Annotated in this window: 24 protein-coding genes and 1 riboswitch; of the genes, 21 read left to right on the plus strand and 3 right to left on the minus strand. The window is 31.3% G+C overall.

Annotated features, from left to right (window positions below):
- Window positions 1-15: 15 nt before the first annotated feature.
- The 10 genes from E4100_RS09435 to E4100_RS00885 all read left to right on the plus strand — a co-directional run bounded on the left by E4100_RS09435 (window position 16) and on the right by E4100_RS00885 (window position 10,659).
- Window positions 16-504 (plus strand): PTS sugar transporter subunit IIA, encoded by a 489-nt coding sequence (locus E4100_RS09435; protein ID WP_135269904.1) that lies wholly within the window; start codon window positions 16-18, stop codon window positions 502-504.
- A 94-nt stretch (window positions 505-598) separates the two neighbouring features.
- Window positions 599-1,051, plus strand: coding sequence for a DUF2975 domain-containing protein (locus E4100_RS00845; RefSeq protein WP_135269906.1), 453 nt, complete (start codon window positions 599-601; stop codon window positions 1,049-1,051).
- A gap of 9 nt (window positions 1,052-1,060) precedes the next feature.
- The gene (locus tag E4100_RS00850; RefSeq protein WP_135269908.1) at window positions 1,061-1,267 is read left to right on the plus strand and encodes a helix-turn-helix domain-containing protein; all 207 of its coding nucleotides are present in this window, start codon (window positions 1,061-1,063) and stop codon (window positions 1,265-1,267) included.
- Window positions 1,268-1,345: 78 nt separating this feature from the next.
- A complete protein-coding gene (locus tag E4100_RS00855) occupies window positions 1,346-3,040 on the plus strand; it encodes an HD domain-containing phosphohydrolase (RefSeq protein WP_135269909.1) in 1,695 nt (564 codons plus the stop codon).
- Between the two features lie 68 nt (window positions 3,041-3,108).
- Window positions 3,109-3,849: a DUF3784 domain-containing protein gene (locus E4100_RS00860; protein ID WP_135269911.1), complete on the plus strand. Its 741-nt coding sequence runs from the start codon at window positions 3,109-3,111 to the stop codon at window positions 3,847-3,849.
- 153 nt (window positions 3,850-4,002) lie between these two features.
- Complete coding sequence (locus tag E4100_RS00865) at window positions 4,003-5,904, plus strand: peptide ABC transporter substrate-binding protein (RefSeq protein ID WP_135269913.1); 1,902 nt, start codon at window positions 4,003-4,005, stop codon at window positions 5,902-5,904.
- Window positions 5,905-5,906: 2 nt separating this feature from the next.
- The gene (locus E4100_RS00870; protein ID WP_135269915.1) at window positions 5,907-6,848 is read left to right on the plus strand and encodes an ABC transporter permease; all 942 of its coding nucleotides are present in this window, start codon (window positions 5,907-5,909) and stop codon (window positions 6,846-6,848) included.
- A gap of 3 nt (window positions 6,849-6,851) precedes the next feature.
- On the plus strand, window positions 6,852-7,793 hold the full coding sequence (locus E4100_RS00875) for an ABC transporter permease (RefSeq protein WP_135269917.1): 942 nt from the start codon (window positions 6,852-6,854) through the stop codon (window positions 7,791-7,793).
- Between the two features lie 8 nt (window positions 7,794-7,801).
- The gene (locus E4100_RS09495) at window positions 7,802-9,802 is read left to right on the plus strand and encodes a dipeptide ABC transporter ATP-binding protein (RefSeq protein ID WP_135269918.1); all 2,001 of its coding nucleotides are present in this window, start codon (window positions 7,802-7,804) and stop codon (window positions 9,800-9,802) included.
- The gene (locus E4100_RS00885; protein ID WP_135269920.1) at window positions 9,802-10,659 is read left to right on the plus strand and encodes a cyanophycinase; all 858 of its coding nucleotides are present in this window, start codon (window positions 9,802-9,804) and stop codon (window positions 10,657-10,659) included. Before E4100_RS09495 ends, E4100_RS00885 begins: the two co-directional genes overlap by 1 nt.
- Here E4100_RS00885 and E4100_RS00890 read toward each other — a convergent pair whose 3' ends face one another.
- A complete protein-coding gene (locus E4100_RS00890; RefSeq protein ID WP_135269922.1) occupies window positions 10,660-11,028 on the minus strand; it encodes a hypothetical protein in 369 nt (122 codons plus the stop codon).
- Window positions 11,029-11,107: 79 nt separating this feature from the next.
- Between E4100_RS00890 and E4100_RS00895 the strand changes: the two genes are divergently transcribed.
- From E4100_RS00895 to E4100_RS00910, 4 genes are all read left to right on the plus strand, one after another.
- The gene (locus E4100_RS00895) at window positions 11,108-13,147 is read left to right on the plus strand and encodes a sigma-54 interaction domain-containing protein (RefSeq protein WP_209315197.1); all 2,040 of its coding nucleotides are present in this window, start codon (window positions 11,108-11,110) and stop codon (window positions 13,145-13,147) included.
- Between the two features lies 1 nt (window position 13,148).
- Window positions 13,149-14,069, plus strand: coding sequence for a succinylglutamate desuccinylase/aspartoacylase family protein (locus E4100_RS00900; RefSeq protein ID WP_135269926.1), 921 nt, complete (start codon window positions 13,149-13,151; stop codon window positions 14,067-14,069).
- A complete protein-coding gene (gene iadA, locus E4100_RS00905) occupies window positions 14,053-15,219 on the plus strand; it encodes a beta-aspartyl-peptidase (protein WP_135269928.1) in 1,167 nt (388 codons plus the stop codon). Before E4100_RS00900 ends, iadA begins: the two co-directional genes overlap by 17 nt.
- Before the next feature lie 69 nt (window positions 15,220-15,288).
- Entirely contained in the window at window positions 15,289-16,140 is an 852-nt protein-coding gene (locus tag E4100_RS00910) for a DegV family protein (RefSeq protein ID WP_135269930.1), read from the plus strand.
- 1 nt (window position 16,141) lies between these two features.
- On the opposite strand, the gene E4100_RS00915 is transcribed toward E4100_RS00910, so the two are convergent.
- Window positions 16,142-17,653, minus strand: a complete 1,512-nt coding sequence (locus tag E4100_RS00915) for a DAK2 domain-containing protein (RefSeq protein WP_167792040.1) — start codon at window positions 17,651-17,653, stop codon at window positions 16,142-16,144.
- Window positions 17,654-17,741: 88 nt separating this feature from the next.
- On the opposite strand from E4100_RS00915, the gene E4100_RS00920 reads away from it, so the two are divergent.
- The 7 genes from E4100_RS00920 to tsaD all read left to right on the plus strand — a co-directional run bounded on the left by E4100_RS00920 (window position 17,742) and on the right by tsaD (window position 23,131).
- Complete coding sequence (locus E4100_RS00920) at window positions 17,742-18,311, plus strand: glycerol-3-phosphate acyltransferase (protein WP_167792041.1); 570 nt, start codon at window positions 17,742-17,744, stop codon at window positions 18,309-18,311.
- A 22-nt stretch (window positions 18,312-18,333) separates the two neighbouring features.
- The gene (locus tag E4100_RS00925; protein ID WP_245196333.1) at window positions 18,334-19,557 is read left to right on the plus strand and encodes an MFS transporter; all 1,224 of its coding nucleotides are present in this window, start codon (window positions 18,334-18,336) and stop codon (window positions 19,555-19,557) included.
- A gap of 71 nt (window positions 19,558-19,628) precedes the next feature.
- Window positions 19,629-19,742: riboswitch (FMN riboswitch) on the plus strand.
- A 73-nt stretch (window positions 19,743-19,815) separates the two neighbouring features.
- A complete protein-coding gene (locus tag E4100_RS00930; RefSeq protein WP_135269937.1) occupies window positions 19,816-20,424 on the plus strand; it encodes an ECF transporter S component in 609 nt (202 codons plus the stop codon).
- A 105-nt stretch (window positions 20,425-20,529) separates the two neighbouring features.
- Window positions 20,530-20,982 (plus strand): tRNA (adenosine(37)-N6)-threonylcarbamoyltransferase complex ATPase subunit type 1 TsaE, encoded by a 453-nt coding sequence (gene tsaE, locus E4100_RS00935; RefSeq protein ID WP_135269939.1) that lies wholly within the window; start codon window positions 20,530-20,532, stop codon window positions 20,980-20,982.
- A complete protein-coding gene (tsaB, locus tag E4100_RS00940) occupies window positions 20,979-21,674 on the plus strand; it encodes a tRNA (adenosine(37)-N6)-threonylcarbamoyltransferase complex dimerization subunit type 1 TsaB (RefSeq protein ID WP_135269941.1) in 696 nt (231 codons plus the stop codon). Before tsaE ends, tsaB begins: the two co-directional genes overlap by 4 nt.
- A 1-nt stretch (window position 21,675) precedes the next feature.
- Entirely contained in the window at window positions 21,676-22,119 is a 444-nt protein-coding gene (gene rimI, locus E4100_RS00945; RefSeq protein WP_135269943.1) for a ribosomal protein S18-alanine N-acetyltransferase, read from the plus strand.
- Window positions 22,120-22,129: 10 nt separating this feature from the next.
- A complete protein-coding gene (tsaD, locus tag E4100_RS00950) occupies window positions 22,130-23,131 on the plus strand; it encodes a tRNA (adenosine(37)-N6)-threonylcarbamoyltransferase complex transferase subunit TsaD (protein WP_135269945.1) in 1,002 nt (333 codons plus the stop codon).
- An 18-nt stretch (window positions 23,132-23,149) separates the two neighbouring features.
- Here tsaD and E4100_RS00955 read toward each other — a convergent pair whose 3' ends face one another.
- Window positions 23,150-25,051, minus strand: coding sequence for an ABC-F family ATP-binding cassette domain-containing protein (locus tag E4100_RS00955; RefSeq protein ID WP_135269947.1), 1,902 nt, complete (start codon window positions 25,049-25,051; stop codon window positions 23,150-23,152).
- Window positions 25,052-25,146: the final 95 nt, after the last annotated feature.

The raw sequence follows: 25,146 nt of genomic DNA on the forward strand, positions 1-25,146 counted from the left end.
AAGGAAGGTCAGAAGATGTTTAATATTTTTAACAAGAAAAACTCTATAGTTATATATGCTCCAATGAGTGGTGAGCTAATTGACTTAACTGAATTAGACGATCCCGTATTTTCAGAGAAAATGGTAGGAGATGGTATTGCTATAAAACCTAATGAAAATACAGTTTTATCTCCAGTGAAAGGTACAATAATTCAAGTATTTCCAACAAAACATGCAGTGGGGATTAAAACTAACGAAGGATTGGAAATTTTAATTCATTTAGGAATTGATACAGTAGAACTTAAAGGAGAAGGATTTAAAGCTTTTGTTAAAGCTGGGGATGAAGTTAACATTGGAGATAAACTACTTGAAATGAATTTAGAGTTCATAAAGCAAAAAGGCAAAAGCATTGATACTCCTGTATTAATAACTAATATGGATATAGTAAAAGAGTTAGGAATCAAAAATAGTAATGATGTAATAGCTGGCAAGGATATAATTATGGAGATAAAACTAAAGGACTAGGGAACTAGTCCTTTAGTTTTACAATAAAATTATATTGCAAAACGATATTGACAACTGTAAAATTAAATAAAAGGATTGAAAAAAGAGGTGTGCCATGAAAGACAAGTATATACTTTTTTTAAGAATAACATTAATACTAATAGCCATGCCAGTTTTAATACTATGTGTATTTTGGGTGCCAACAATGATGGGATATTTACCAAATATAGTTGTTGTTATTTTATATTTGACAGCTTTAATATATTTTTATGCACTTTTTAATGCTTCTAATATCTTAACTAGAATTGATAAAAAGGATGTTTTTAGCAATATCTCACTAAATTTGCTGACGAAAATAAAACATAGTGCTATTGCGATTTCTATGTTATATGTAATTGCTTTACCTTTTTTATATCCAATTGCTGAAGTTGATGATGCACCAGGACTTTTAGCATTTCCATTAATCATTATATTTGCGAGCATCGTTATATCGGTATTTGCAGCAGTACTAGAGAAATTATTAGCCGAAGTAATAAAGCTTAAAAATGAAAACGATCTGACTATTTGAGGTGGGGTTATGGCAATTATAGTAAATTTAGATGTAATGCTAGCAAAAAGGAAAATGAGTGTCACAGAATTGTCTGAAAAGGTAGGAATCACTATGGCAAATATTTCTATATTAAAAAATGGGAAAGCAAAAGCAATTAGATTTCAAACATTGAATGCAATTTGTGAAGCATTGGACTGCCAACCAGGTGATATTTTAGAATACAGAAAAGATTGATTATACTTAAATCCTAAAAATTTCCACCGATATAATAGATAAGCTTAAATATAATTATCAATCGGCGGAGGTGAATGTATGCTTAAAAGCATTGATTTAAAGGCTTTAAATAAAGACAATCGTAAAGAATTAATTCAATCTTGCAATGAATTAAGAGACATATTGGAGTTTAAAGAATGGGAGATAATAGTATTTAATGATGACAACATACTTGGGTTTAGAATCACTCAAAATATTGACAACAAAACTGATAAATTTCATATAAACAAAAATAACATATACTATTTTAACAGTGACATTGATGATGACCATATTAAGAAATTGGTCAAAGAAAAAAGAGTGTTGTTTATAGGAAAAGATGAAAATGTATCCGAGTCAGAGCTTTACATTCCGTTAATAATCAATAAAGAAAATGAAAAAATGCTTATAGGCACTCTCCATTTAAGTGGTGGGTACAATGATGTAGATTCGATTATTAAAAAGTTAGAAGAACCAAAGGTCTCTTTACTGGTTGAAAAAATATCTGATAAATATTCAATTCATTATACTAGCTCATTAGACGAACAATATTTTAAAAACTTTATTCACTTGATTTTTGAGATATTAAATGAAAAAGATCCTATAATGAAATCTCATCCTTATAATGTTGCATACTTATCAAATCTATTAGGGCAGACGCTTGGATTTCCTCAAGAAAGGCTTGAAAAGTTATACATGGCAGCATTGTTACACGATGTAGGGAAATTATTTATTGACAGCCGAATTTTAAATAAAAAAGGAAGTCTAACAGATGAAGAAAGAAGTGAAATTGAGAAACATTCAACATATGGGTACAATATACTTAAGGATATAATTAAGAAAAATAATTCGTTATCAGGGATCGAAGATATAATATTGCAACATCACGAGAGATTTGATGGCACGGGGTATCCTAATAGAATTAAAGGCAATAGTATTTTACTTGAAAGTAGGATAATATTTTTAGCTGATGCTGTAGATGCCATGCTTTCTAAGAGGGCCTATAGAGATGAGAGTTCTATTGATACTGTAATAAATCAAGTGAGGTTAAACGCAGGAAAACAGTTTGATCCTAAATTATCGAGACTTATGATAACCATATTGGTAAATAATAAGAGAATGGAGAATATGATATTAGAAGAACCTTTACTTTTAGGAACATTGGTAGTGCCTCAACTCAATGGGATTAAAAACCTTCAAGGGACTTTAATCAAGAAAAATATTGGATATGAATTTAAAGTAAATATAAGCGACTTAAAGAATAATGGAGATAACATAGATAAATCTTCAGAAGCTGTTTTTTATACTCAAAGCAAGGGATTGGTGTATGAATATGATACTAAAATCATAAATTGGGAAGACAGCAATATATATATATCTGATATCACTCCAAAACCATCCGCGAACTTTTTTAGCATGTCGTGGGAAATTGAAGGTAATTTAATTGTTGGTAAGAGTATAGGATCTGAAGTTACAATCAATAAAATTGGTGGTGACTCCTTAAGCTTTTACATAGATGAAGAGAATGTGGAAAACTTAGATTTAGATGATGTTAATGCAATTATAATTAAATTTGATGAAGAAAAAACATTGGTTCAGGGAGAGGTAATCAGAACTGTAAGGATTGAAAACAGGATTTATGTCGATTTTAAATTTATAGGAATACCAGAAGCTACACGAGATGTGATTTTTAGACAGATATTTAAAAAGCAAGCAGAACTGAAAAAGAAGGCAAAAGAGTTGTTTGAAGAATAATAGTACTTTATTGATTTTAAAGTGCATATGGAATATAATGGTAGCAAAGGATCAAAGGGGGATTACTGATGCTAATATTAGCTATCATAGGGCTGCTATTTATATTTTTGGGTTTTGCCATACACAAGCTCAAATGGTATTTTCTAATTGCAGGATACAATACATCGCCAAAAGATATGAAAAAGAATGTTGATACTGAAGGATTAGGGAAACTGATTGGAAGTTACATGTATTTTATCGGTGGCTTATTTATATTGATTGGTATTTTTTCTTATTTTTTTCCTGAGCTTATTTCAACTTTCAATGCTATTTTTATAGTTATATTTATAATATCAACAATTTTGGTAATAATAAAAGCGCAAAAATACGATCATAATAAACAAGAAAACGATAGTAAATCTAGGGATAAAGGGACTTTGATAACTTTGATTATAACAATAATTGTATTATTATTTGTTGGAATTATGATTTTTAGATCTCTTCAGCCCATTAAGATAAATATAAACGATGTAGGAGTTGAATTTAAAGGCATGTATGGCGACTTGTATCGCTGGGAAGAAATTGAAGAATTGGAGTTAAGAGATAAATTGCCGACGATAGAGTTAAGAACAAATGGATCAAGCATAGCAGGGAAAGATAAAGGATATTTTAAAACAAAAGAATATGGTAAAGTAAAGCTATACTTAGATTCTAAAAAACCACCTTTTATTTACATGAAAGTAGACGGTCAATATATAATTATCAATTTAGGAGAAAAAGAAAAAACCATTCAAGCTTTTGAAAAAATGGAGAACATCTATAAGGATTAAGAAACTTAGCTATTTGGTGAGAATTTCATTGGCGATTAACCAATAACTCACCAAATAGCTTTTCTTATATTTATAAATATAGTAAATATCACTTTTTTTACGTTGGCACAATTTTTGCAATATTATATATCAAATTAATTAGGAGGGGAATATATGAAAAAATCTGTTTCATGGCTACTTATATTCACTATGATTTTAGTTACTTTAGCGGGATGCTCAAACAATGAATCAGGAGGTTATGAGGATGTATTCTATGGTACTTTTTCAGGAGAATATAAAACTATAAATCCATATGATTTATCCTCGGTTACTGGTTATACAATAATTTCCAATACTATTGATGGGCTTGTGGAAAATGATAAATATGGAATGGTTGTGCCATCTTTAGCAGAAAGCTGGACAAAAAATGAAGATGATACAGTGTGGACATTCAAATTAAGACCAGATGTATATTGGGTAGATAGCAATGGACAAAAGACAGAATACAAAGTTACAGCAGATGATTTTGTTGAAGGTATTAGATACATTTCTGATCCGAAAAATGCAGCAAAGAATTTTAGAACGATATCAAGTGTAATTAAAGGTATCTCTGACTATTATTACAATCTAGCAGATATTGATGAAGGCATAGATATTGGGATGACAAGAGAGGAAGTTGAAAAATCATTTGAAGAAACAGTTGGAGTAAAAGCACTAGATGAATATACATTGGAATATACCCTTGATACATCTACTCCATATTTTCTTTCGTATTTAGTTATGGAACTATTTTATCCAGTAGAGAAAGAATTTCTAAATGAAGTAGGGGAAGATTTTGCTACATCAAAAGAAACCTTACTTTATAATGGTGGCTATTACATATCTACTTGGGAGAGGGATAAGTTAATAGTATTGACTAAAAATGACTATTATTGGGATAAAGAAAATATAACTGTAAGAGAAATAAATTTGCAAAAAGTAGGAGATGAAATAACAGGGTTAGAAATGTTTCAAAGAGGAGAGCTTACAAGCTGCTCTGTGTCAGCAGAACAATTAAAAGCTTTAGATGGAACTGAATGGGAAAAGTATGTTAACTTGAAAGAAAAAAATACTGTCACTTTTTGGTTTACTATGAATTACCAGTCTAAAAACCCAGAGTATAAAACTTTTGTGAACAATCTAAACTTTAGAAAAGCATTGTTACACGGCATAGATAGAGTTAAAATATCTTCACTTTATGAGCCAAATCAACCTGAATTTTTTATAAGGAATACAATAACACCTGAAGATACTGTATTTGACCCTAATGGGGTAGATTATACAGATTATCCTAATTTAAAGCCTTACAAAGAGAATAATCCATATGATCCAGAGTTAGCTAAAGAATATATGAATAAGGCTATTGAAGAATTATGTAGTGAAGATGGGACTATAAATGGTGTAGGAAGAGAATCAGTTGATATGGACAGGATAGCTAAATTTGAAGTAGATGGGAAGCTACCGGTTGATATAGTTTTAGCAACTACAACAGATCCTGTAGAGACAAAAAAGGCCTTGCTTATAGCTGAAATGTTAAAGCAAAATTTAGGTGAGGAGAATGTAAACGTAATTGTTGGATATGCTGCAACAAGTTTTCAAGATGAAGTTTTTAGTCCTATGAATTTTGATTTAGTAGATGATTCATACAGCTTTAAGTTTGCTGACCCTTCTGCTAATCTAGAGAGGTTAACAACCGATGGAAGCTTAAATGAAGGTGGATATACTGTAGAAGAATTTGATAAATTAGTTGAAGAAGCAACAGCAAAGAGTGATTTGGTTGAGAGATACACTATATTCTCAGAAGCTGAAAAATACATGTTAGATAATGTAATAATTATTCCATATATGACTGGTGGGGGATCTTACTATATTAGTAAGGAAGTTCCTTTTCTAACTCCAAAAGGTCAATTTGGATTAACCAAATACAAAATGAAAGGCTCTAAAATCCAATCTGATCCAGTTACTGTAGAACAATATGAAAAATTGAAAGCTCAACACGAAGAAGAAATTGAGAAATTATTCCAAGAAGGGAATTAGGTATGAAAAAATATATCTTCAAAAGATCAATTCAATCACTTATAACTATATGGATAGTTATATTTGTTGTATTTATGTTACTTAGATTGATGCCCACTTCTGGCTACTTTACAAGAGATGATTATTTGACTATGACTGAAGAAATGAGACAAGCATATTTAAAAAGCATAGGTGTATTGGATCCACCACTTACACAATTCAAAAACTTCATAGTAAATATATTTAATGGAGACTTAGGAAGGAGTATAACTGTCTATCCTAGACTAAGCATAACTACAATACTAAAAGAAAAGATAGGATATTCTGCTGTATTTGGATTTGCAAGTATTGTAATAAGCATGGGCCTTGGTATACCAATGGGTATACTAATGGCTCGTTACAAAGGGAAGATCGTAGATAATCTTGGAACATTTTACTCAGTAATTGTAAGGGCTGTGCCAAGCCTTATATATTTATTCTTGTTTCAAGTTTGGGTATCTAAAATCTTTGATTTGCCTATGTTGTTTTATAAAGACAGACCAGAATCTTGGATTTTACCAGCAATTTCTATGTCATTATCAAGTATAGCATGGTATGCAATTTGGTTAAGAAGGTTTATGGTTGACGAAGCTAATAGAGACTATATAAAGTTTGCGCAAGTTAAAGGCCTTTCAGAAAGTTATGTAATGAGAAAACATGTTCTTCGAAATGCATTTGTACCAATTGCTATTGGGATACCATCTGATTTATTGTTGATAATTTCGGGATCTCTAATTATTGAAAACTTATACTCAATACCTGGCATGGGAGGACTCTTAATAGATTCAATAAAACAGATGGATAATAACTTAGTACAAGTACTAGTATTGATTTATTCAGTTCTTTCAGTTTTAGGGGTATTTTTAGGTGATTTACTTATTGTATTTATTGATCCTAGAATAAGGCTTACAGAGAGCGAGGATTAAGAGATGGATAAGATGTATTATAATGGAACGGAATTACCTGATGATCTATTTGATGAAATACCACTAGACGAGCAGTTATCAGAAGAAAGTGGATATTCTAATTATTCTTACTGGAGATCTACTTTTAGAACTTTTTTCAAAAGTAAACTCAGTATATTTTTAGTGATAATTATTGTTGTATTAAGTCTATTTAGCTTTTTGTATCCTGTTTTTTCTAATGTAGATCCTCAGCAAGTTACTTTAGATATGGATAAATGGAATGTAAATGCAAACAGCCAAAATTGGTTTGGAACAGATGGACTCGGAAGGGATATATGGGCAAGAACATGGTATGGGACAAGAAATTCTTTGCTATTAGCGCTGGTAATAGCATTAATTGAGGTAGGAGTAGGCAGTATTGTCGGAGCAATATGGGGATACGTGAGGAGGATTGATCCATTAATGATTGAACTTTACAATATAATCACAAATATCCCTTCTACTGTCTATTTAATACTTCTGTCTTATATACTCGAACCTAGCTTTACTACGATTGTAATTGCACTAGCATCGAGTGGTTGGATAGTAGAGGCTAAATTTATGAGAAATAAAGTACTTTCACTTAGAGAAAGTGAATATAATATTGCTTCTCAATGCTTAGGAACTCCATTAAAAAGGATAGTAGCTAAAAACATCATACCACATCTAGTGAGTTTAATAATAATGGAAGCAGCATTGACTGTACCTTACTCTATTGGTTCAGAAGTTTTTTTGGGCTTTGTAGGACTTGGATTACCGCTAGATTCTGTTACTTTAGGTAATATGGTAAATCAGGGCAGAGCAAATTTTATGCTCTACCCATATCAAATGCTCTATCCAACATTAGTTTTATGTATCATAACAATTTCATTTTATATCGTTGGAAATAAATTTGCTGATGCATCTGATCCTAAGAATCACGTGTAGGAGGAAATATGGAAAATAAAATTTTAGAAGTCAAAAATATAGTTATAAAATTTAATCTTCGAGGGAAAATTTTAACTGCTGTGAGAAACTCCTCACTTGATTTATTTAAGGGAGAAACCTTAGCAATAGTTGGTGAAAGTGGATCTGGTAAAAGTGTATTTACAAAATCTTTTGTTGGAATGTTAGACAAAAATGGGTGGATAGACGAAGGAGAAATTATTTACAACGGGAAAGATTTAGCAAAGTTCAAAACGGAAAAAGAGTGGTTAACCATAAGAGGTAAAAAAATTGCGATGGTTTTTCAGGACCCAATGACATCTTTAAATCCGCTGAAAACTATAGGAGAACAAATAAGAGAGGTAATCACATGGCATAGAAATACGCCTAAAGATGAAGCTAAGAAAGAAGCCATTGAAATTTTAAAATTGGTTGGAATAGATGATGCGGAAAAAAGATATAAACAATATCCTCATGAATTTTCGGGGGGTATGAGACAAAGAGTTGTAATAGCCACAGCAATTGCTTGTAGACCAGAGATACTAATATGCGATGAACCAACTACAGCTTTAGATGTGACAATACAAGCACAGATATTAACCCTCATAAAAGATTTACAAAAAGAACTTAACATGACGGTAATCTATATAACCCATGATTTAGGTGTAGTAGCAAATGTGGCTGACAGGGTAGCTGTTATGTATGCAGGACAAATAGTTGAATATGGGCTTAGCAATGAAATTTTTAAAAATCCAAAACACCCATATACAAAAGCACTTTTGCTATCATTACCACAACTAGGGTTAAGAGGCGAAGAACTTTTTTATATAAAAGGCACTCCTCCAAATTTGTACAAAGAAATTAAAGGGGATGCATTTGCATTAAGGAATCCACATGCTCTAAAGATTGATACCATGTATGAACCGCCATTTTTTAAGGTGTCAGAGACTCATTATGCAAAGACATGGATGTTGCACGAAAAAGCTCATGACAATTTAATTATCGAAAAACTAGAACACGATGGGAAACAAAAAAAAGAAGACAACAAAAATAAACTGAAAAAAGAAGTATTGGTTTCACTAAAGAATGTTACGGTAAAATTTAAACTTGATGGCAAACAGTTTAAAGCAGTTGAAGATGTTAGCTTTGATATATATAAGGGAGAAACTTTTTCATTAGTGGGCGAAAGTGGTTCTGGTAAGACTACGATTGGTAGAGCCATTATGAAAATTCACCCCATATCTGGTGGTGAGATATATTTTAAAGATAAAATGATCAGCAAAAAATTGAAAAAAGATGAGATAAAGAGATTTAGGCAAAGTGTGCAAATGATCTTTCAAGACCCTATGGCATCACTTAATGAAAGGGCAAAAGTTGATTACATCGTTTCAGAAGGTCTGTATAACTTTAAATTATATGAAGATGAATTAGATAGGAAGAGAAAAGTTGAAGAGGCTATGGAAGAGGTAGGACTCTTAAAAGATTTTTTAACTAGATTTCCACATGAATTCTCTGGCGGGCAAAGACAGAGGATAGGCATAGCAAGAGCATTAGTTATGGAACCTGAGTTTATAATAGCAGATGAGCCTATTTCAGCATTAGATGTGTCAATTAGAGCTCAGATAATAAATCTACTCAACAAATTAAAGGAAGAGCGAGACTTGACATATTTGTTTATAGCTCATGATTTAAGTGTGGTTAAATTTATATCTGATAGAATAGCAGTTATTCACAAAGGACATATTGTTGAATTAGCCAATAGCGATGAATTGTTTGAAAATCCACTTCACCCATACACAAAATCACTTTTGTCAGCTATACCTATACCAGATCCAGACTTAGAAAAAAACAAAAAAATATTAATATACGATCCTAAAGTGCATGATTATTCAGTTGATAAGCCTAAATGGGTCGAGATAAAAAAAGAGCATTTCATATGGGCAAATGATAAAGAGATAGATGAGTATCTAAGTGAGTTAGAGAGAAGTCATTATGATAAGGAGATAGATTAATGAATGGTAAACTAATAATAGCAGGAGGGAATTTAGAAGAAAGTGAATATAAAATTCATGAATATTTTATAAAAAGCTCTTATAAACCAGGTAAAAAAATTGCTATAATACCAACTGCATCTGGCATTGAACCAATTGAAACTATAGAACACGTTAAAGCCATTTGGGTAAACTTAGGAGTAGAAAAAGAGGATATCATAATAATACCTATCTACGGTGATGAAGGGGGCTTGTGGAGAGACCCTCCTCTTGGGGATAGTGATGAGATTGTTGATATTATTAAAGATATTAATGGATTTTGGTTTACAGGTGGAGACCAATTCTATATTCATAAAGCTTTTATTAGGAAAAATGGCGATGATACAAAAGCTCTTTTGAAGATAAAAGAAAATTATGAAGCGGGAGGTATTATAGGCGGCACTAGTGCAGGAGCTGCAATCATGAGCAAAATAATGATTGGTTCAGGTGATAATTCTGATGTATTAAAAGGTAGGATAAAATATGGCTATGATGATTACGATGAAACAAATGATGATTATATGAGAATTGTGAGAGGATTAGGATTTTTTGAATGGGGGGTAGTAGATCAGCATTTTGATAAAAGAGCGAGAATTTTAAGACTTGCTAGGGCTGTTTTAGAGCCATCTAATAAAACTTTATTAGGATTTGGAGTATCAGAAGACACAGCTTTAATTTATGACAAAGAGGCCGAAACTCTCGAGGTACTAGGTTCTGGAGCAGTTTTTATTCTTGACATGAATCAAGCAAACAACTTTAAAACAGATGAAGTGTTCTCTTTTGAAAAAATGAACATAAGCATATTAAGGGAAAAGGATTATAAGAAACTTCCGCTTTAATTATTGAATAAAATTAGAAAGAACTATTAGAATAATACCTACGCTGATATTACTAAATATTGATTCACTAATATTTTTCTCTAAATCAGAATTTATTGTATCGTCTTCGTAGATGTTTAAAACACCTTTATTACTGCGCTTTTTAAGAATTGATTTTATGTAAACTGAGTTTGAGAACAACTTTGGTATATTTAAACCATCGTTAGATAAATAATTAATCCATCCAAAGAGCAAAAAAAGGCTACCTAAGAAAGCAATCAAAATATTTAACCTGCTTATTTGAGAGAACAATATATTATCTAAGACATATATTAAGGCTATTGATACAACTAATTTAAGTATTAAGTGTTGTAGAAACTTAAATCGCATATTTTCATCTCCAATGATATAATTATAAATTATAGCATAAGCTAAAGCATTAAACAATTATGAATGGATAGGTGATATTATGCAAAAGAGTATAGTTTTAATTTCAGGGTCTAGAAATACAAAGGATCATCTTTATAGCCAGTTGAAAGAATTTATTCCTGAATATATAAGCATCTGTTGCTACGCAAGTGAAGAAAACATACCGGATGAAATATCAGCTGATTTAATAATATATTCAAGTGATAACCTGAAAAATGAAATTAGTGAGAGGGGAATAAAATTAAATTGTAAAGATTATATAATCAGTGAAAGAAGTATAAATTTTGATTATATAGAACTAGTTGCAAATATTCCACCAAAAACTGAAGTTTTACTGGTTAATGATGAAAAAGAAACAACTTATAGTTCAATCGAAGATCTCATGGAACTAGGATTAAACCACATAAAATACTATCCTTATTACCCTGGGATAGAACGCTACAAAAAATTAAAGATTGCGATTACACCTGGAGAATCAGATAAAGTACCTGATTGTGTAGAAAAGGTAATAGATTTAGGGCCACGTATTATGGATATTAATACTCTCTACAATATCATGGACAAATTAAATTTTGATAATAAAGACACTAGGTTTTTCACTAAGAGATATATGCAGAAGATTATTAATGTATCAAAGAATATTTCTCTAGTTAATAATAACATAAATACATTAAATACTTATTTAAATAATATTGTAGATAGCCTTGTTAATGGTATTTTAGTTATTGATGAAAACGGATATATAAAATATGCAAATGAACAGATGACAAAATTACTTTCTCCTGACAAGAGAAATATCGAAAACAGAAATGTCAAGAATTTAGTAGACAAAGAAGCTCTAAAGTACTTTATGAGTGCTGATTTTTATGAAAACAAAGATATAGAAATATCTGGTTCAATAATTAAAACATCAAAATTTAAGATACCTAATAGTGATAATGTAGTTATTACAACTAGTAAAGAAAAAAAGGCAAATAGCAAGAGCAAATTTACTCAAGATTTACTTTTAAAAGGCCATTTTGCTAAATATGATTTTGAAGATATAATCGGAAACAGTTATCAAATAAATGAAGTTAAATTGACTGCATTTAAACTTTCAAAATCTGAACTTACCGTTTTAATTGAGGGTGAAAGTGGCACAGGGAAAGAGTTATTTGCATCAGCAATTCATAACACTTCTAATAGAAAAGATGGGCCGTATTTGGCAGTTAATTTCAGTGCGCTTCCTGATGAACTGATTGAGTCTGAATTGTTCGGCTATGAAGAAGGTGCTTTTACTGGGGCAAAAAAAGGTGGGAAAATAGGATTATTTGAACTAGCGGATGGGGGAACCATTTTTTTAGATGAAATAGGCGACATTTCTTTAAAAGTACAGACGAAATTATTGAGGGTATTGCAAGAGAAAGAGATAATGCCAGTCGGAGGGACAAAAATAAAGTCGGTTGATGTTAGAGTCATTGCAGCAACGAATAAAGATTTAAGAAAAATGGTAAAAGAAAAACAATTTAGATCTGATCTTTATTATCGACTAAAAATTGGCTATATACATTTACCACCTTTAAGAGAAAGAATATCAGATATAAAAGATTTGGTAGAGTATTTTATATCAAAGGAGACATCAAAGAAAGTTAAAATATCGAAAGAAGTTATAGATGAGTTTGAAAGCTACAAGTGGTTAGGGAATGTTAGGGAATTAGAATCCACGATTAAATATATGTTAGCAGTGAGAACCACTGATACATTAACTTTAGATGATTTACCGGATAAGAAATTTTTCGAGGAAGAGGTAGGAGAAGATAATTGTGATTCGGATTATGAATTTAAGATACTGAGTGGAGAATTGCTGAGTATATTAAATATGATTAAGAAGTTAGAAGATAACAATATAAATGCAAGTAGAGAAAAAATAACAAAAGCTTTAAATGACATAGGAATTGATGTCACAGAAAATAAAATTCGCACAAAACTAAATTATCTAGAAGAATACGGATATATCACTAAAAATAGAGGGAAGAAAGGAACTGTATTAACTAGAAAAGGATTGGGATATTTAAACAGTATGATTCTCGAGGGGGAGTAACATGAATATTAGAAAACTTGTTGTAGAAGATAACCCTTCATTTGAACAAGAAGTATATGAATTTGGGGAAAATCATCCGAAACTCATGATCACCGCAGGTATACATGGTGATGAAGTCGCAGGAATAGCTATAGCATATGAGATGATCGAATTATTAAATAATACAGAACTTAAAAAAGGCAGTATTAAGATTATGCCTAAATGTAATCCTGTCGCAACGAGAGTGTTTAATAGGACTTCTTTTTATGATGATGTGGATATGAACAGGATATTTCCTGGGAATGAAATAGAAGGGCCAACTTATAAAGCAGCAAAAAATGTTTGGAATGAAGCCAGCGATATGGATATAATAATTGATTTGCATTGTGCAAATCAATACTCTATTCCATATATTTTATCTGTATATGATGAATTTCCAGAAGTTTTATCAGTTATTAATCACTTGCCATTAAAAAATTTAGTGCAGTCGTCTGGACTTAGAGGTCAATTCTTTGTAGAAAGCATTTACCAGAGGAAGCAAAAATCATTTATAATAGAACTCCCAAGTGGATCATCAAAAGGTGCAATTAAAAATACTTATGTATTTGAATGCATAGATGCCTTAAAAAGTCTTTTTATTGCTCTGGGCTTTATAGAAGGAGAAGCTATATATAATCCTCCCATATATTATGGAGAAATATTTGATGTAAAAACTAGTAATTCAGGCTTATTTAAACCTATAAAATCATCAGGAGATGAAGTGAAGAAAGGCGAGCTCATAGGTAAAATTGGTAATACTGAAATTATAGCGAATATAGATTCAAAGATTCACTTCATAATACCAGATTCTTATGTATACAAAGGAGATAGTATATATTCATATATTGTTAGAAAAGAAACTCAAGCTTTGAATTTGGGAGGAAATCATGATAAAACTAATTAGAAATGGAATAGTTTATTCCCCTTCATATCTAGGTAAGAAAGACATATTAATAGCTGATGACAAAATAGTAGATATAAGGGACAATATATCATTAGAAGGGCTTGAATACGAGCTAATTGACGCAAAAGGAAATTTTGTTGTGCCAGGGCTTATTGATAGCCATGTCCATGTATGTGGTGGTGGCGGTGAAGGAGGATATAAGACAAGAACACCAGAAATCATGTTGACTGACATAACTACTGCAGGAGTTACTACAGTAGTAGGAGTTCTTGGAACTGATGGCACATCGCGAACAATGTCGAATTTATTAGCTAAAGTGTATGCACTAAATGAAGAAGGAATAACAGCATATGCATATACTGGATCTTATCAAGTCCCAGTTAGAACAGTAACAGGAAGTATTACTGATGATTTGATATTGATTGAAAGAATTGTCGGTACAGGAGAAATAGCTATATCAGATCACAGATCTTCTTGCCCAAGTGTTGAAGAACTCATTAGATTAGCATCAGACACGAGGATTGGGGGAATGCTTTCTGGAAAAGCTGGAGTGATAAATTTACATTTAGGTGACAGCAAGAATCCTTTAAAGATTATTTATGATTTATTGGAGAGATCTGACATTCCAATAACTCAATTTTTACCGACACATATGAGCAGAAATGAATGGATTATGGAAGATGCTGTTGAGTATGCAAGGCACGGTGGATATGTAGACTTTACGACGAGTACAACTAAAAAGTTCATAGAAGATGGGGAGTTATCAGCGAGTAAGGCAGTAAGAAAAATGATTGATCAAGGTATTGATATATCGCAGATAACAATTTCTTCTGATGGCCAAGGGAGCCTGCCCTCATTTGATAAAGAAGGTAACTTAGTAGGTTTAAAGATAGGGAAAACATCTTCTGTATTAGAATGCATAAAAAATATGTATTTTGATGAGCAGATAGATCTCGAAAACTGTTTAAAAGTAGCTACGGAAAATCCCGCAAAAATATTGAAATTAAAAAATAAAGGGCAAATTAAGAAAGGCTTTGATGCGGATGTATTGATATTAAACAATGAGTCTTTAAGTATAGATACTGTAATTGCCAATGGAAATGTGATGATAAAGCAAAAAGAAATAAAAATTAAAGGAACTTTCGAATAAACAATATGGATATCCATATTGTTTATTTTGTAAAATTTGGGTATTATACAAAAAAAGGGAGGGATAGATATGACAGTAAAAGTTGTCATTGATAGTATTTGCTCACCTTCTACGGATTTAGTAGAAAAGTATGATATACCCATAGTACCTATTAATATCCATGTAGGGGATACTATATTTGAAGATGTGATTGAAGTTGATGCAAGAGATCTATACCAAAAATTAGAAAATGATGAAGAGAAAATAACTACTTCTGCACCTTCTTATGAAAGATTTTTGATAGAATTTAAAAAATCACTTGACACTCATGACGATTGTTTGTGCATGACGGTGGCATCTACCGTTAGTAATACTTATTCATTAGCTATGAAAGCCAGAGATGAGTTTGATGAAGATAAGAGAAATCGTATACATGTATTTGATACTAATACTGCTGGTCCAGCATCAAGTTTATTGGTTATGGAAGCTATAGAAATGGCAAATAAAGGGAAAAACATTGATGATATCTTAAGTACCTTAAATGAACTTAAACCAAATGCAAAATTTGCACTAATATTATCTACTTTAAAATACGTGCAAAGAAGTGGAAGAGTAGGAAAAGTCACTTCTATAGCAGGAGATTTATTCAATATAAAGCCTCTTATTTATTTGAATAATGGTGAAATCAAATTCTTTGGAAGAGCGAGGGGAATGAACCAAGGTTACAAAATGATGATTGATGAATTTAAAAAAGATACTCTAGAAAAAGAAATGATTAGAGTAGCTATTTCCCATTCAAACGTAGAGGAGGAGGCATTAACACTTAAAAACATGATAAAAGAAATTTATCCGGATTTAAGTGTTGACATATCTCCTCTTACGCTTGCGATAGGGTTACATGTAGGGCCGGGTGTTGTTTCAATAGGGTATATATATAAATAATTTAATCAATGGTAATAATGATAGGTATATCACTTGCAGAGAATAATGTGAATTTATTTTCAATATATGGATATTTAATATCAATTTTATCCATTAAGATGTCTATATCTTCTTTAGATATTTCACAACCATAATAAATAGTTATACTGTCGCCTCTTTGGGGTTTTAGTTTTTCAATAGCGCGAATAGCCAAATCTAAAATGACATTTTTATCAGTAACTTTAGCTTCATCTACTTGGGTACCATTTATTATCAAGTGACAAATGCCACTTGAGTGGTTTAATTTAGCATAATTAGTATAGCTGGATAATCTTTTTATCTCTTTTCCATCAGGGAGATTTTCAGCATACATAGATATTAATACGGACATTATCTCAATTTCATCCATTAAATAGATTGGGGTAGAGATCTTTAAATTAATGTTTTCAGAGGATAAAATCAATGTTTTGCTGTTGATATATTCATTGAGTATATTTTTCTTTTTATTGGTTAATTCTTTATCCATAGCAGCATCTGCTCCTGACATTGCATATAATGCTATAAGACCTGGAGAGGAGCCAAAGGCTAAAATATGAAAATTTTTTGATTTTAGTTTATCTTGAGATTGATCTATATACTGACTTTGCATATCTCTAATGATAATATTATCAATCTTAGAATTTCTATACACTTCCTCTACAACTTTTAAAGGGTTGGATGTATGAATATGGACATAGATACCTGATGAGCTACCTCTAGTTATTAGCTCATCTCCCAAACTTGATAGAGATGATCTAATGATTGGTTCTAATTTTCTTTCACCAGATATTTTAAATTCCATATCATAAGGATTATCAAAATCAAAACTATCATCATATAGGAAATAGTTTTTCTCTAAGTCAATATCGATATCATCATTTATATCTATGCCAATTGCTTTTGCTAGCGAGCTAAAGAAGAGATAGAGTCCCCAAGCGCCTGCATCATAAGCATCTTTATTTTTCAACACTGATAAGATATCCTTTGTTCTAAGAAGAGCTCTCTTAGCTTCAAAGAATAATTCTTGTATGAGTGCATCTAATGTAGTTTGATCTGATGACTCAGCTTTTTCGGCCACTTCTCTAGCTACAGTTAATATTGTTCCTTCTTTTGGATGCATAAGTGAATTATATGAAGATTTATAAGCACAGCGAAGTGCTTTACAAAAAAGAGGTAGATCTGCTTTGTCAAATCCATCAAAAATTATACTTAGGCCTCTAAAATACTCAGATAAAATTGCTCCTGAATTTCCAGTAGAACCAGACCTTGCACCAAGAAATATTGCTTTAGATACATCATCTAGTCTCATTGAAGTTGTACTAGACAAAGATTCATAAGCTGACTCAACAGTAGAAAGCATATTGTTTCCTGTATCTCCATCTGGTACTGGGTAAAGATTTATCTTATTCAAATGATCTTTTTTATTTCTGAGCTCATTGCAGTATATGTTCAAAGCATCTCTATAAATTTGACCGGTTAAATATAAGTTTGACATATGTTCCTCCTTGTAGTAAATAATCATATTATTAATATACCTGAAAAAATGGAAACTAATCAGTAAACTGAAAGTGAGGGTGAAAGATGTGGATGCACTTATATTGATAATAGCTTATTTATTAGGTTCAATACCTTCTGCATATTTAATAGGCAAAATTTTTGCTAAAAAAGATATAACTAAAATAGGGAGCGGAAATGTAGGCACAGTAAATACAATTAAAAACATTGGGGTTTTACCTGGGGTTTTAACTTTTATTTTGGATGCAGCAAAGGCGATTATATCGGTAGCTATTGCAAAGCAATTCAGCAAATTTGAGTTAATACCATATTTTGCATCATTTTTTGTTATTTTAGGGCATAATTTTAGTATATTTCTAAAATTTAAAGGCGGGAAGGGGTTAGCTTGCCTTGTTGGTATGTTGCTAACTATATCACCTATTACAATTATATATTTATTTGGATTTATTGGTATCTTAACACTTGCATTTGGGAAAAAAGTTAATGCAGCTACAGGAGTAGGCATATTCATTTTACCAGTGATATTGTATTATCAACATGCACCTACTGAAGGAGTTATGATTAGTTTTTTAATTTCATTATTAGTTATGTACAAAAATTTTGATTATATAAAAGATTTTTTGAAAAAAGAAACTTAAAAGATAAGGAAGGTAAATGACAATGGAAAAAGAATCTAAATTTTCACCAGCAGTTACAGCTATCATATTGTTTGGTGTGATAAGCTTACTTGGCGATGCTGTCTACGAGGGAGCAAGAAGTGCTAACAGCCAATATTTTAATTTACTTAGCGTAAGTGCTACACAAGTTGGACTATTTTTTGGGATTGGGGAATTTATTGGATATGCATTAAGATTAGCTGCAGGAATTTTTTCGGATAGGACTGGGCGATATTGGTTATTTATTTTTTTAGGCTATGGAATGCTTGTAGTTGTGCCATTAATGGGTTTTACAATGAACTGGAATATATTGATCATCTTAATAATGATGGAAAGAATTGGAAAAGCCTTAAGAAGTCCATCAAAAGACACAATAATCTCAGCAGTTGCTCAAAATCAAGTTGGAGTTGGGTTTGCATTCGGTCTACAAGAGGCATTAGATCAAATAGGTGCTTTAGTGGGGCCTTTGATTTTTACTATTGTATTCTTTATTACAGGAAGAAATGAATTAACACAATACCAATTAGGCTATAAAGCACTAATAATACCATTTGTACTCTTGATGATATTTTTAATTTTTGCATATAAGAAAATAGAAAAAGAAAATTTAATAAAAGAAGTTCATGTAAAAGAATACAAAGAAGAACAGTTGAAACCTACGTTTTGGATATACACTGCTTTTACCTTTTTTGCAACTTTAGGATTTCTAAATTTCAGTGTTATAGGATACCACTTAAAAGCTGAGGGAATATTTAGCGACGGTAATATCACCTTACTTTATGCTCTTGCCATGGGAATAGATGCGATTACAGCTCTTTTATTTGGTAAGATTTATGATAATATGAAATCAAAGACAGGAATAAAGACTTCAGGACTATTGACGTTATTAGTAATACCTTTTTTATCGGTGGTATTGCCAATATTTACATTGAGCAATTCAAAGGCATTAGTTATCATTGGAATGATAGTATTTGGCATTATAATGGGGGTACATGAAACTATCATGAGATCAGCAATAGCAGATATTGTTCCATTCTATAAGAGAGGAACAGGATATGGAGTGTTTAATACAGCATATGGACTAGCTTTATTAGGAGGCTCCTCTTTGATGGGATTTCTATATGATAAAGATATGATAGTTACAATCATAACAATAGCTATTTTATTTGAAATGATTGCTCTTTTACTATATTATAAGATGAATAAAATGGTGAAGATAAATAGTTAGGGTAAAATAATTGTTGGAGAAATAAATAATTAGTATTGACAAGTACTAGACAAAGCTGTAATATAATATCAGAGTATCTTCAGGGCGAGGTGCAATTCCTCACCGGTGGTAAAGCCCACGAGCCGAAAGGTTGATCTGGTGAAATTCCAGGGCCGACAGTATAGTCTGGATGAAAGAAGATTTTATTTGATTTTTGGCCCCGAAGATTGCTTCGGGGTTTTTTATTCCCGAAGTAATTTATAACTATGGAGGGATAATATGTACACTTTAAGCAAAGACATGTGGAAGACAAAGACATTATCAAAATTGGCTGTATTAGGGGTAATAGCATTTGCGCTGATGCTTTTTGAATTTCCTCTAGTGTGGCTAGCACCACCATTTTTAAAATTAGACATTTCCGATTTACCTGCACTGATTGGTTCATTTGCACTCGGGCCTATGGCTGGTGTTATAATTCAATTTCTAAAAAATTTACTTTTTATGGTAATAAGAGGAACGTCTTCAGCTGGAGTTGGAGAATTAGCTAATTTTTTAGTTGGGAGTGTATTTGTATACACAGCAGGTGCAATCTATTTTAAGAAAAAGACTATGAATAGGGCAGTAGTTGGTCTTATTGTGGGCACAATCTTAATGACTGTAGTAATTACATTGGCAAATTATTTCTTTATATTCCCAATGTATGCAAAATTGTTTGGTCTATCGATAGAAAACCTTGTTGAAATGGGTACTTCAATTAACGCAAACATCGTCGACTTAAAGACTATGATGATTTATGCAATAGTTCCATTTAATTTATTAAAAGGTATTCTTGAGAGTGCCATAACAATTCTGGTATATAAAAGAGTATCCCCAATACTTCATAAATAATGATAAAAATCAGTGCTTAAAGCACTGATTTTTTTAAACTAGTTTGAAGAAGTATAGATATTTTGCTATAATGAGTTGATAATATTTTATTGGAGATATGATAAAATGATAATTGAGATTAAAAATTTAGAAGAATTAGAAAAGCTCGGAATAAAGCTTGGTTCCTTACTTGAAAAAAAAGATGTAATATGTCTTAATGGTGATTTAGGAGCAGGGAAAACCACTTTTACTCAAGCCATTGGAAAAGGACTTGAAGTTATAGAATATATCACAAGTCCTACTTTTACTATAATAAATGAATATGAAGGGAGATTGCCTTTATATCACTTTGACATATACAGACTTGGTGATGAAGAAGAATTAGATTTGTTAGGTGCACAAGATTACTTTTATTCAGATGGTGTATGCGTAATAGAATGGGCAAATAATGTTGAAAACATATTGCCTAAAGAAAGATTAGACATATGGATTAAGATAATTGATGAAAACAGGCGACAATTTAAATTTATTCCACATGGTGATAGATATGTAAAATTAGTGGAGGAGCTGTTAAAATGAAAATATTGGGAATGGACACATCAACACTCATGACAACTGTGGCCATAACAGATGATCAAAAACTTTTAGGAGAATATTCTCTATCAGTAGATATGAGCCATTCTGAAATGTTAGTTCCGATGATAAAGAGCACATTAGATGGTTTGAAAATAGATATTGATGATATTGACCTTTTTACTATCTCTATAGGGCCAGGTTCCTTTACAGGTTTGAGAATAGCGCTATCAACAGCAAAGGGATTTGCAATAGCTAAAAACAAACCAATCATCGGAGTTTCAACATTAGAGGCTTTGGCATATAATATATGTTCTGAATCATATATTGTACCAATGATTGATGCAAGGAGAGAAAGAGTTTTTTCAGGCATATATAAATGGAATGGAAACATCCTTAAAGTTGTAAAACAAGATGATGCATTAGATATTGCTGAGTACTTCAATTATTTAAATGAAAATTATGATAAACTCTTTTTGAATGGAAATGGAAGTATTGCATATAGAGATTTAATAGAAGAAATTCTCGGAGATAAGGCTATTTTTGCTCCATTTAATCTCAATAGCATCAGAGCAAGTAGCATTTGTGAGATAGCTTATGAAAGATTTAAAAATGGATTAATTGATGATGTTGATAATTTGAAACCAGTTTATTTAAGAGAATCTCAAGCAGAAAGACAATTTTCAAAGGGAGAATAACATGAGAGTGACAATAAGACAAATGGAATCAAAAGACATAAATGAAGTTTATGAAATTGAGAAAGAATCTTTTTCTATACCATGGAGCTATGAAGCACTAAAAAAAGAAGTTGAGGAAAATTTGTTAGCTCTATATATTGTTGCAGAGATAGATGAAAAAGTTGTTGGGTATTTAGGCATGTGGAAGATAATGGATGAAGCGCATATTACAAATATAGCCGTAAAGAAAGATTATAGAGGGCAAGGAATAGGCGATTATTTAATGATGGCTATCATAGATTATTGTGAAAAACACAATATACCAAATATTACTTTGGAAGTACGAAAATCTAATCAAGTGGCCATAAACTTATATGAGAAACATGGATTTGTTGAATGTGGCATTAGACCAAAATACTATACAGATGAAAATGAAGATGCATTAATCATGTGGAGAAGGAAATAAGAGGTGAAATATGAAGACATTGGCAATAGAAACATCTTGCGATGAAACATCGATAGCAGTCATAGAAGATGGCAGGAAAATACTTTCAAATATAATATCTACTCAAATAGAAACGCATAAAAAATTTGGTGGGGTTGTACCAGAGATAGCTTCGCGAATGCACGTGGAAGTTATTAGTCAAATATTAAAAAATGCATTAGAAGATGCAAATATTGGTTTAAATGATATAGATTTTATATCTGTAACAGAAGGGCCTGGTTTAGTAGGGGCACTATTAGTTGGTATGTCTTTTGCAAAAGCTCTATCTTATAGCCTAGATATACCATTAATAGGTGTAAATCATATAAAGGGGCATATATGTGCAAATTATATATCTCATAAAAATTTAGAGCCGCCATTTATAGCTTTAGTAATATCTGGAGGACATACGTATCTAGTTGATGTGACAGGATATGATGAATATAAAGTAATTGGTAGGACAAGAGATGATGCAGTAGGGGAAGCGTTCGACAAAGTAGCTCGAGCGTTGGGATTGCCATATCCAGGTGGGCCTATGATAGACAAACTTTCAAAAGTGGGAAATCCAGAAGCGATTAATTTTCCTAGAGTATATTTGGAAGTGAATAGTTATGATTTTAGTTTTAGCGGACTTAAAACAGCTATCTTAAACTATTTAAACCAAATGAAACAAAAAAATGAAACAATTACCATTGAAGATGTAGCAGCTAGTTTTCAAATGGCAGTAATTGATGTGTTGAGTGAGAAAACATTCAGATTGTTAAATGAAACTAAGAGAAATAAATTAGCTATAGCAGGTGGAGTTGCAGCCAATAGTGGTATTAGGGATATATTTACTAAGAAAGCTTTAGAAAAAGGGATTGAACTATTCATTCCAGATATGAATCTTTGCACTGACAATGCTGCGATGATAGGATCAGCTGGGTATTATAGTTATATTTCTGGGAAGAAATCTACACTAGGCTTAAAAGTAGATGCCAACTTAAGTCTGTAAAGGATGGATTGCCATCCTTTAAGACAAATCCACCCATTTATCATATAGTTCATTTAATTTTTTCTCTACATCATCACGTTTTTTTGATATTTCCAAAGCTCTTTCATGATCTTCATATGTCTTAGAATCAGCTAATATACTATCAATATCATTTAAAGTTTGTTCCAATTCAAGTATTGATTTTTCTAAAAATTTTTGCTTTTCTATTTGCTCTTTTTCCTTTTGGATTAATTCTTTTTCTTTCTTTTTCTCTAATTTTATTTGGGTTTTAGTTTTTTCTTCTTCGGCTGGTTCTTCTTCATTTAATTCCTTTTTCTTCTCTAGATAATAATCGTAATTTCCAAGATATTCAAAGATACCATCCTGTGTTAATTCATATATCTTAGTGGCAATTTGATTTAAGAAATACCTGTCATGGGATATGACAAACACAGTTCCTGAATACATATTCAAAGCATCTTCTAGGACTTCTTTTGAATCTATATCCAAATGATTGGTAGGTTCATCCATCAACAAAAAATTAGCGTTTGAAAGCATGAGTTTAAGCAGCGATAATCTAGCTTTTTCTCCACCACTTAGATTAGATACTTCCTTAAATAAATCATCACCAATAAAGAGGAATCTGCTTAAGTAAGATCTAACTTGATAATGAGTCAAGTATGGATAAGTATCCCAAATTTCATCAATTACTGTTTTCTCATCTGAAAGATGAGCCATCTCTTGATCAAAATATCCTGTGATTACATTTTTACCTAAGATGATTTCACCATCGTCAAATGGCATTTTACCTAATAAAATTTTAAAAAGCGTGGTTTTTCCGATTCCATTAGGACCTATTAAGCCTACTTTTTCTCCTCTGTATATGCTTAGAGAAATATCTTTAAAGAGAATTTCATCGTCAAAACTTTTAGATATTTTTTCTGCTAATAAAACATCTCTACCAGATATAACACTTGGCTCGAAAGCGAGAGATAGCTTTTTATTGGTATCGCTTTTTTCTATGACTTTCATCTTTTCAAGCATTTTTTGTCTACTTCTAGCTTGCTTAATGTACCTTTCATTACCATATTGCATATATCTTTCAATGATTTCTTGCTGCCTTTTAATTTCTTTTTGCTGATTCTCATATTGTTTTTTTAAAATTTCAATATCTTTTTTCCTTTGTTCCATAAATTTTGTGTAGTTTGTATTGTATATATATATATTTCTGTTTTCTAGATAGAAAACTCTATTTACTACTTTATCTAAGAAATATCTGTCATGAGAAATTAACAACAAAGCTTTATCATAATCTTTTATAAAGGTCTCTAACCATTCAATAGACTCAATATCCAAATGGTTAGTAGGTTCATCTAATAAAAGGATATCAGGCTTTTCTAATAACAATTTTGCTAAAGCAACTCTTGATTTTTGGCCACCGCTTAATATACTGACACTCTTATCTAAATCTTCATCTGTAAAACCTAAACCCTTTAATACACCCTTAATTTCTGATTTAAAACCATATCCATTTCTGCGGTTAAATTCTTCTAGAAGAGTTCCGTATTCTTTTAAATTAGATTCATATGACTCATCACCTGCATTGCTCTTTTCAGAAATTAATTCTGCTAAGGAATGTATTCTTTCCTCCATTTTAATTAAATCTTCAAAAACAGTTAAGCACTCCTCATACACAGTAAAATTAGAATCAACTTTAGTATGTTGCTTAAGGTAGCCTATTTTCATTGTGGATTTGATGAATATTTCCCCACTGTCAGGTTCTACATTCCCTGAAATAATTTCAAAAAGTGTAGTTTTACCTGCTCCATTTAAACCAAGTAGTCCTATCTTATCTTTTTCTTCAACAAAAAAAGATATATTTTCAAGTATTTTTTTATCTACATATGATTTTGTTATATTTGATGCTGAAAGTACTAGCACATTTATCCCTCCGACTAGTATATTTTAACATAATAAAGGACTATTATAAATAGAAAAAGATTTATCAGAATTAATTGAAATATGATTAGTTTATT

It is taken from the genome of Soehngenia longivitae, assembly GCF_004684055.1.
Classification (GTDB): Bacteria; Bacillota; Clostridia; order Tissierellales; family Tissierellaceae; genus Soehngenia; species Soehngenia longivitae.

Coding starts and splice junctions, on each gene's coding strand:
- E4100_RS09435 (WP_135269904.1), top strand. CDS start 16: ATGTTTAATATTTTTAACAAGAAAAACTCTATAGTTATATATGCTCCA.
- E4100_RS00845 (WP_135269906.1), top strand. CDS start 599: ATGAAAGACAAGTATATACTTTTTTTAAGAATAACATTAATACTAATA.
- E4100_RS00850 (WP_135269908.1), top strand. CDS start 1,061: ATGGCAATTATAGTAAATTTAGATGTAATGCTAGCAAAAAGGAAAATG.
- E4100_RS00855 (WP_135269909.1), top strand. CDS start 1,346: ATGCTTAAAAGCATTGATTTAAAGGCTTTAAATAAAGACAATCGTAAA.
- E4100_RS00860 (WP_135269911.1), top strand. CDS start 3,109: ATGCTAATATTAGCTATCATAGGGCTGCTATTTATATTTTTGGGTTTT.
- E4100_RS00865 (WP_135269913.1), top strand. CDS start 4,003: ATGAAAAAATCTGTTTCATGGCTACTTATATTCACTATGATTTTAGTT.
- E4100_RS00870 (WP_135269915.1), top strand. CDS start 5,907: ATGAAAAAATATATCTTCAAAAGATCAATTCAATCACTTATAACTATA.
- E4100_RS00875 (WP_135269917.1), top strand. CDS start 6,852: ATGGATAAGATGTATTATAATGGAACGGAATTACCTGATGATCTATTT.
- E4100_RS09495 (WP_135269918.1), top strand. CDS start 7,802: ATGGAAAATAAAATTTTAGAAGTCAAAAATATAGTTATAAAATTTAAT.
- E4100_RS00885 (WP_135269920.1), top strand. CDS start 9,802: ATGAATGGTAAACTAATAATAGCAGGAGGGAATTTAGAAGAAAGTGAA.
- E4100_RS00890 (WP_135269922.1), bottom strand. CDS start 11,028: ATGCGATTTAAGTTTCTACAACACTTAATACTTAAATTAGTTGTATCA.
- E4100_RS00895 (WP_209315197.1), top strand. CDS start 11,108: ATGCAAAAGAGTATAGTTTTAATTTCAGGGTCTAGAAATACAAAGGAT.
- E4100_RS00900 (WP_135269926.1), top strand. CDS start 13,149: ATGAATATTAGAAAACTTGTTGTAGAAGATAACCCTTCATTTGAACAA.
- iadA (WP_135269928.1), top strand. CDS start 14,053: ATGATAAAACTAATTAGAAATGGAATAGTTTATTCCCCTTCATATCTA.
- E4100_RS00910 (WP_135269930.1), top strand. CDS start 15,289: ATGACAGTAAAAGTTGTCATTGATAGTATTTGCTCACCTTCTACGGAT.
- E4100_RS00915 (WP_167792040.1), bottom strand. CDS start 17,653: ATGTCAAACTTATATTTAACCGGTCAAATTTATAGAGATGCTTTGAAC.
- E4100_RS00925 (WP_245196333.1), top strand. CDS start 18,334: ATGGAAAAAGAATCTAAATTTTCACCAGCAGTTACAGCTATCATATTG.
- E4100_RS00930 (WP_135269937.1), top strand. CDS start 19,816: ATGTACACTTTAAGCAAAGACATGTGGAAGACAAAGACATTATCAAAA.
- tsaE (WP_135269939.1), top strand. CDS start 20,530: ATGATAATTGAGATTAAAAATTTAGAAGAATTAGAAAAGCTCGGAATA.
- tsaB (WP_135269941.1), top strand. CDS start 20,979: ATGAAAATATTGGGAATGGACACATCAACACTCATGACAACTGTGGCC.
- rimI (WP_135269943.1), top strand. CDS start 21,676: ATGAGAGTGACAATAAGACAAATGGAATCAAAAGACATAAATGAAGTT.
- tsaD (WP_135269945.1), top strand. CDS start 22,130: ATGAAGACATTGGCAATAGAAACATCTTGCGATGAAACATCGATAGCA.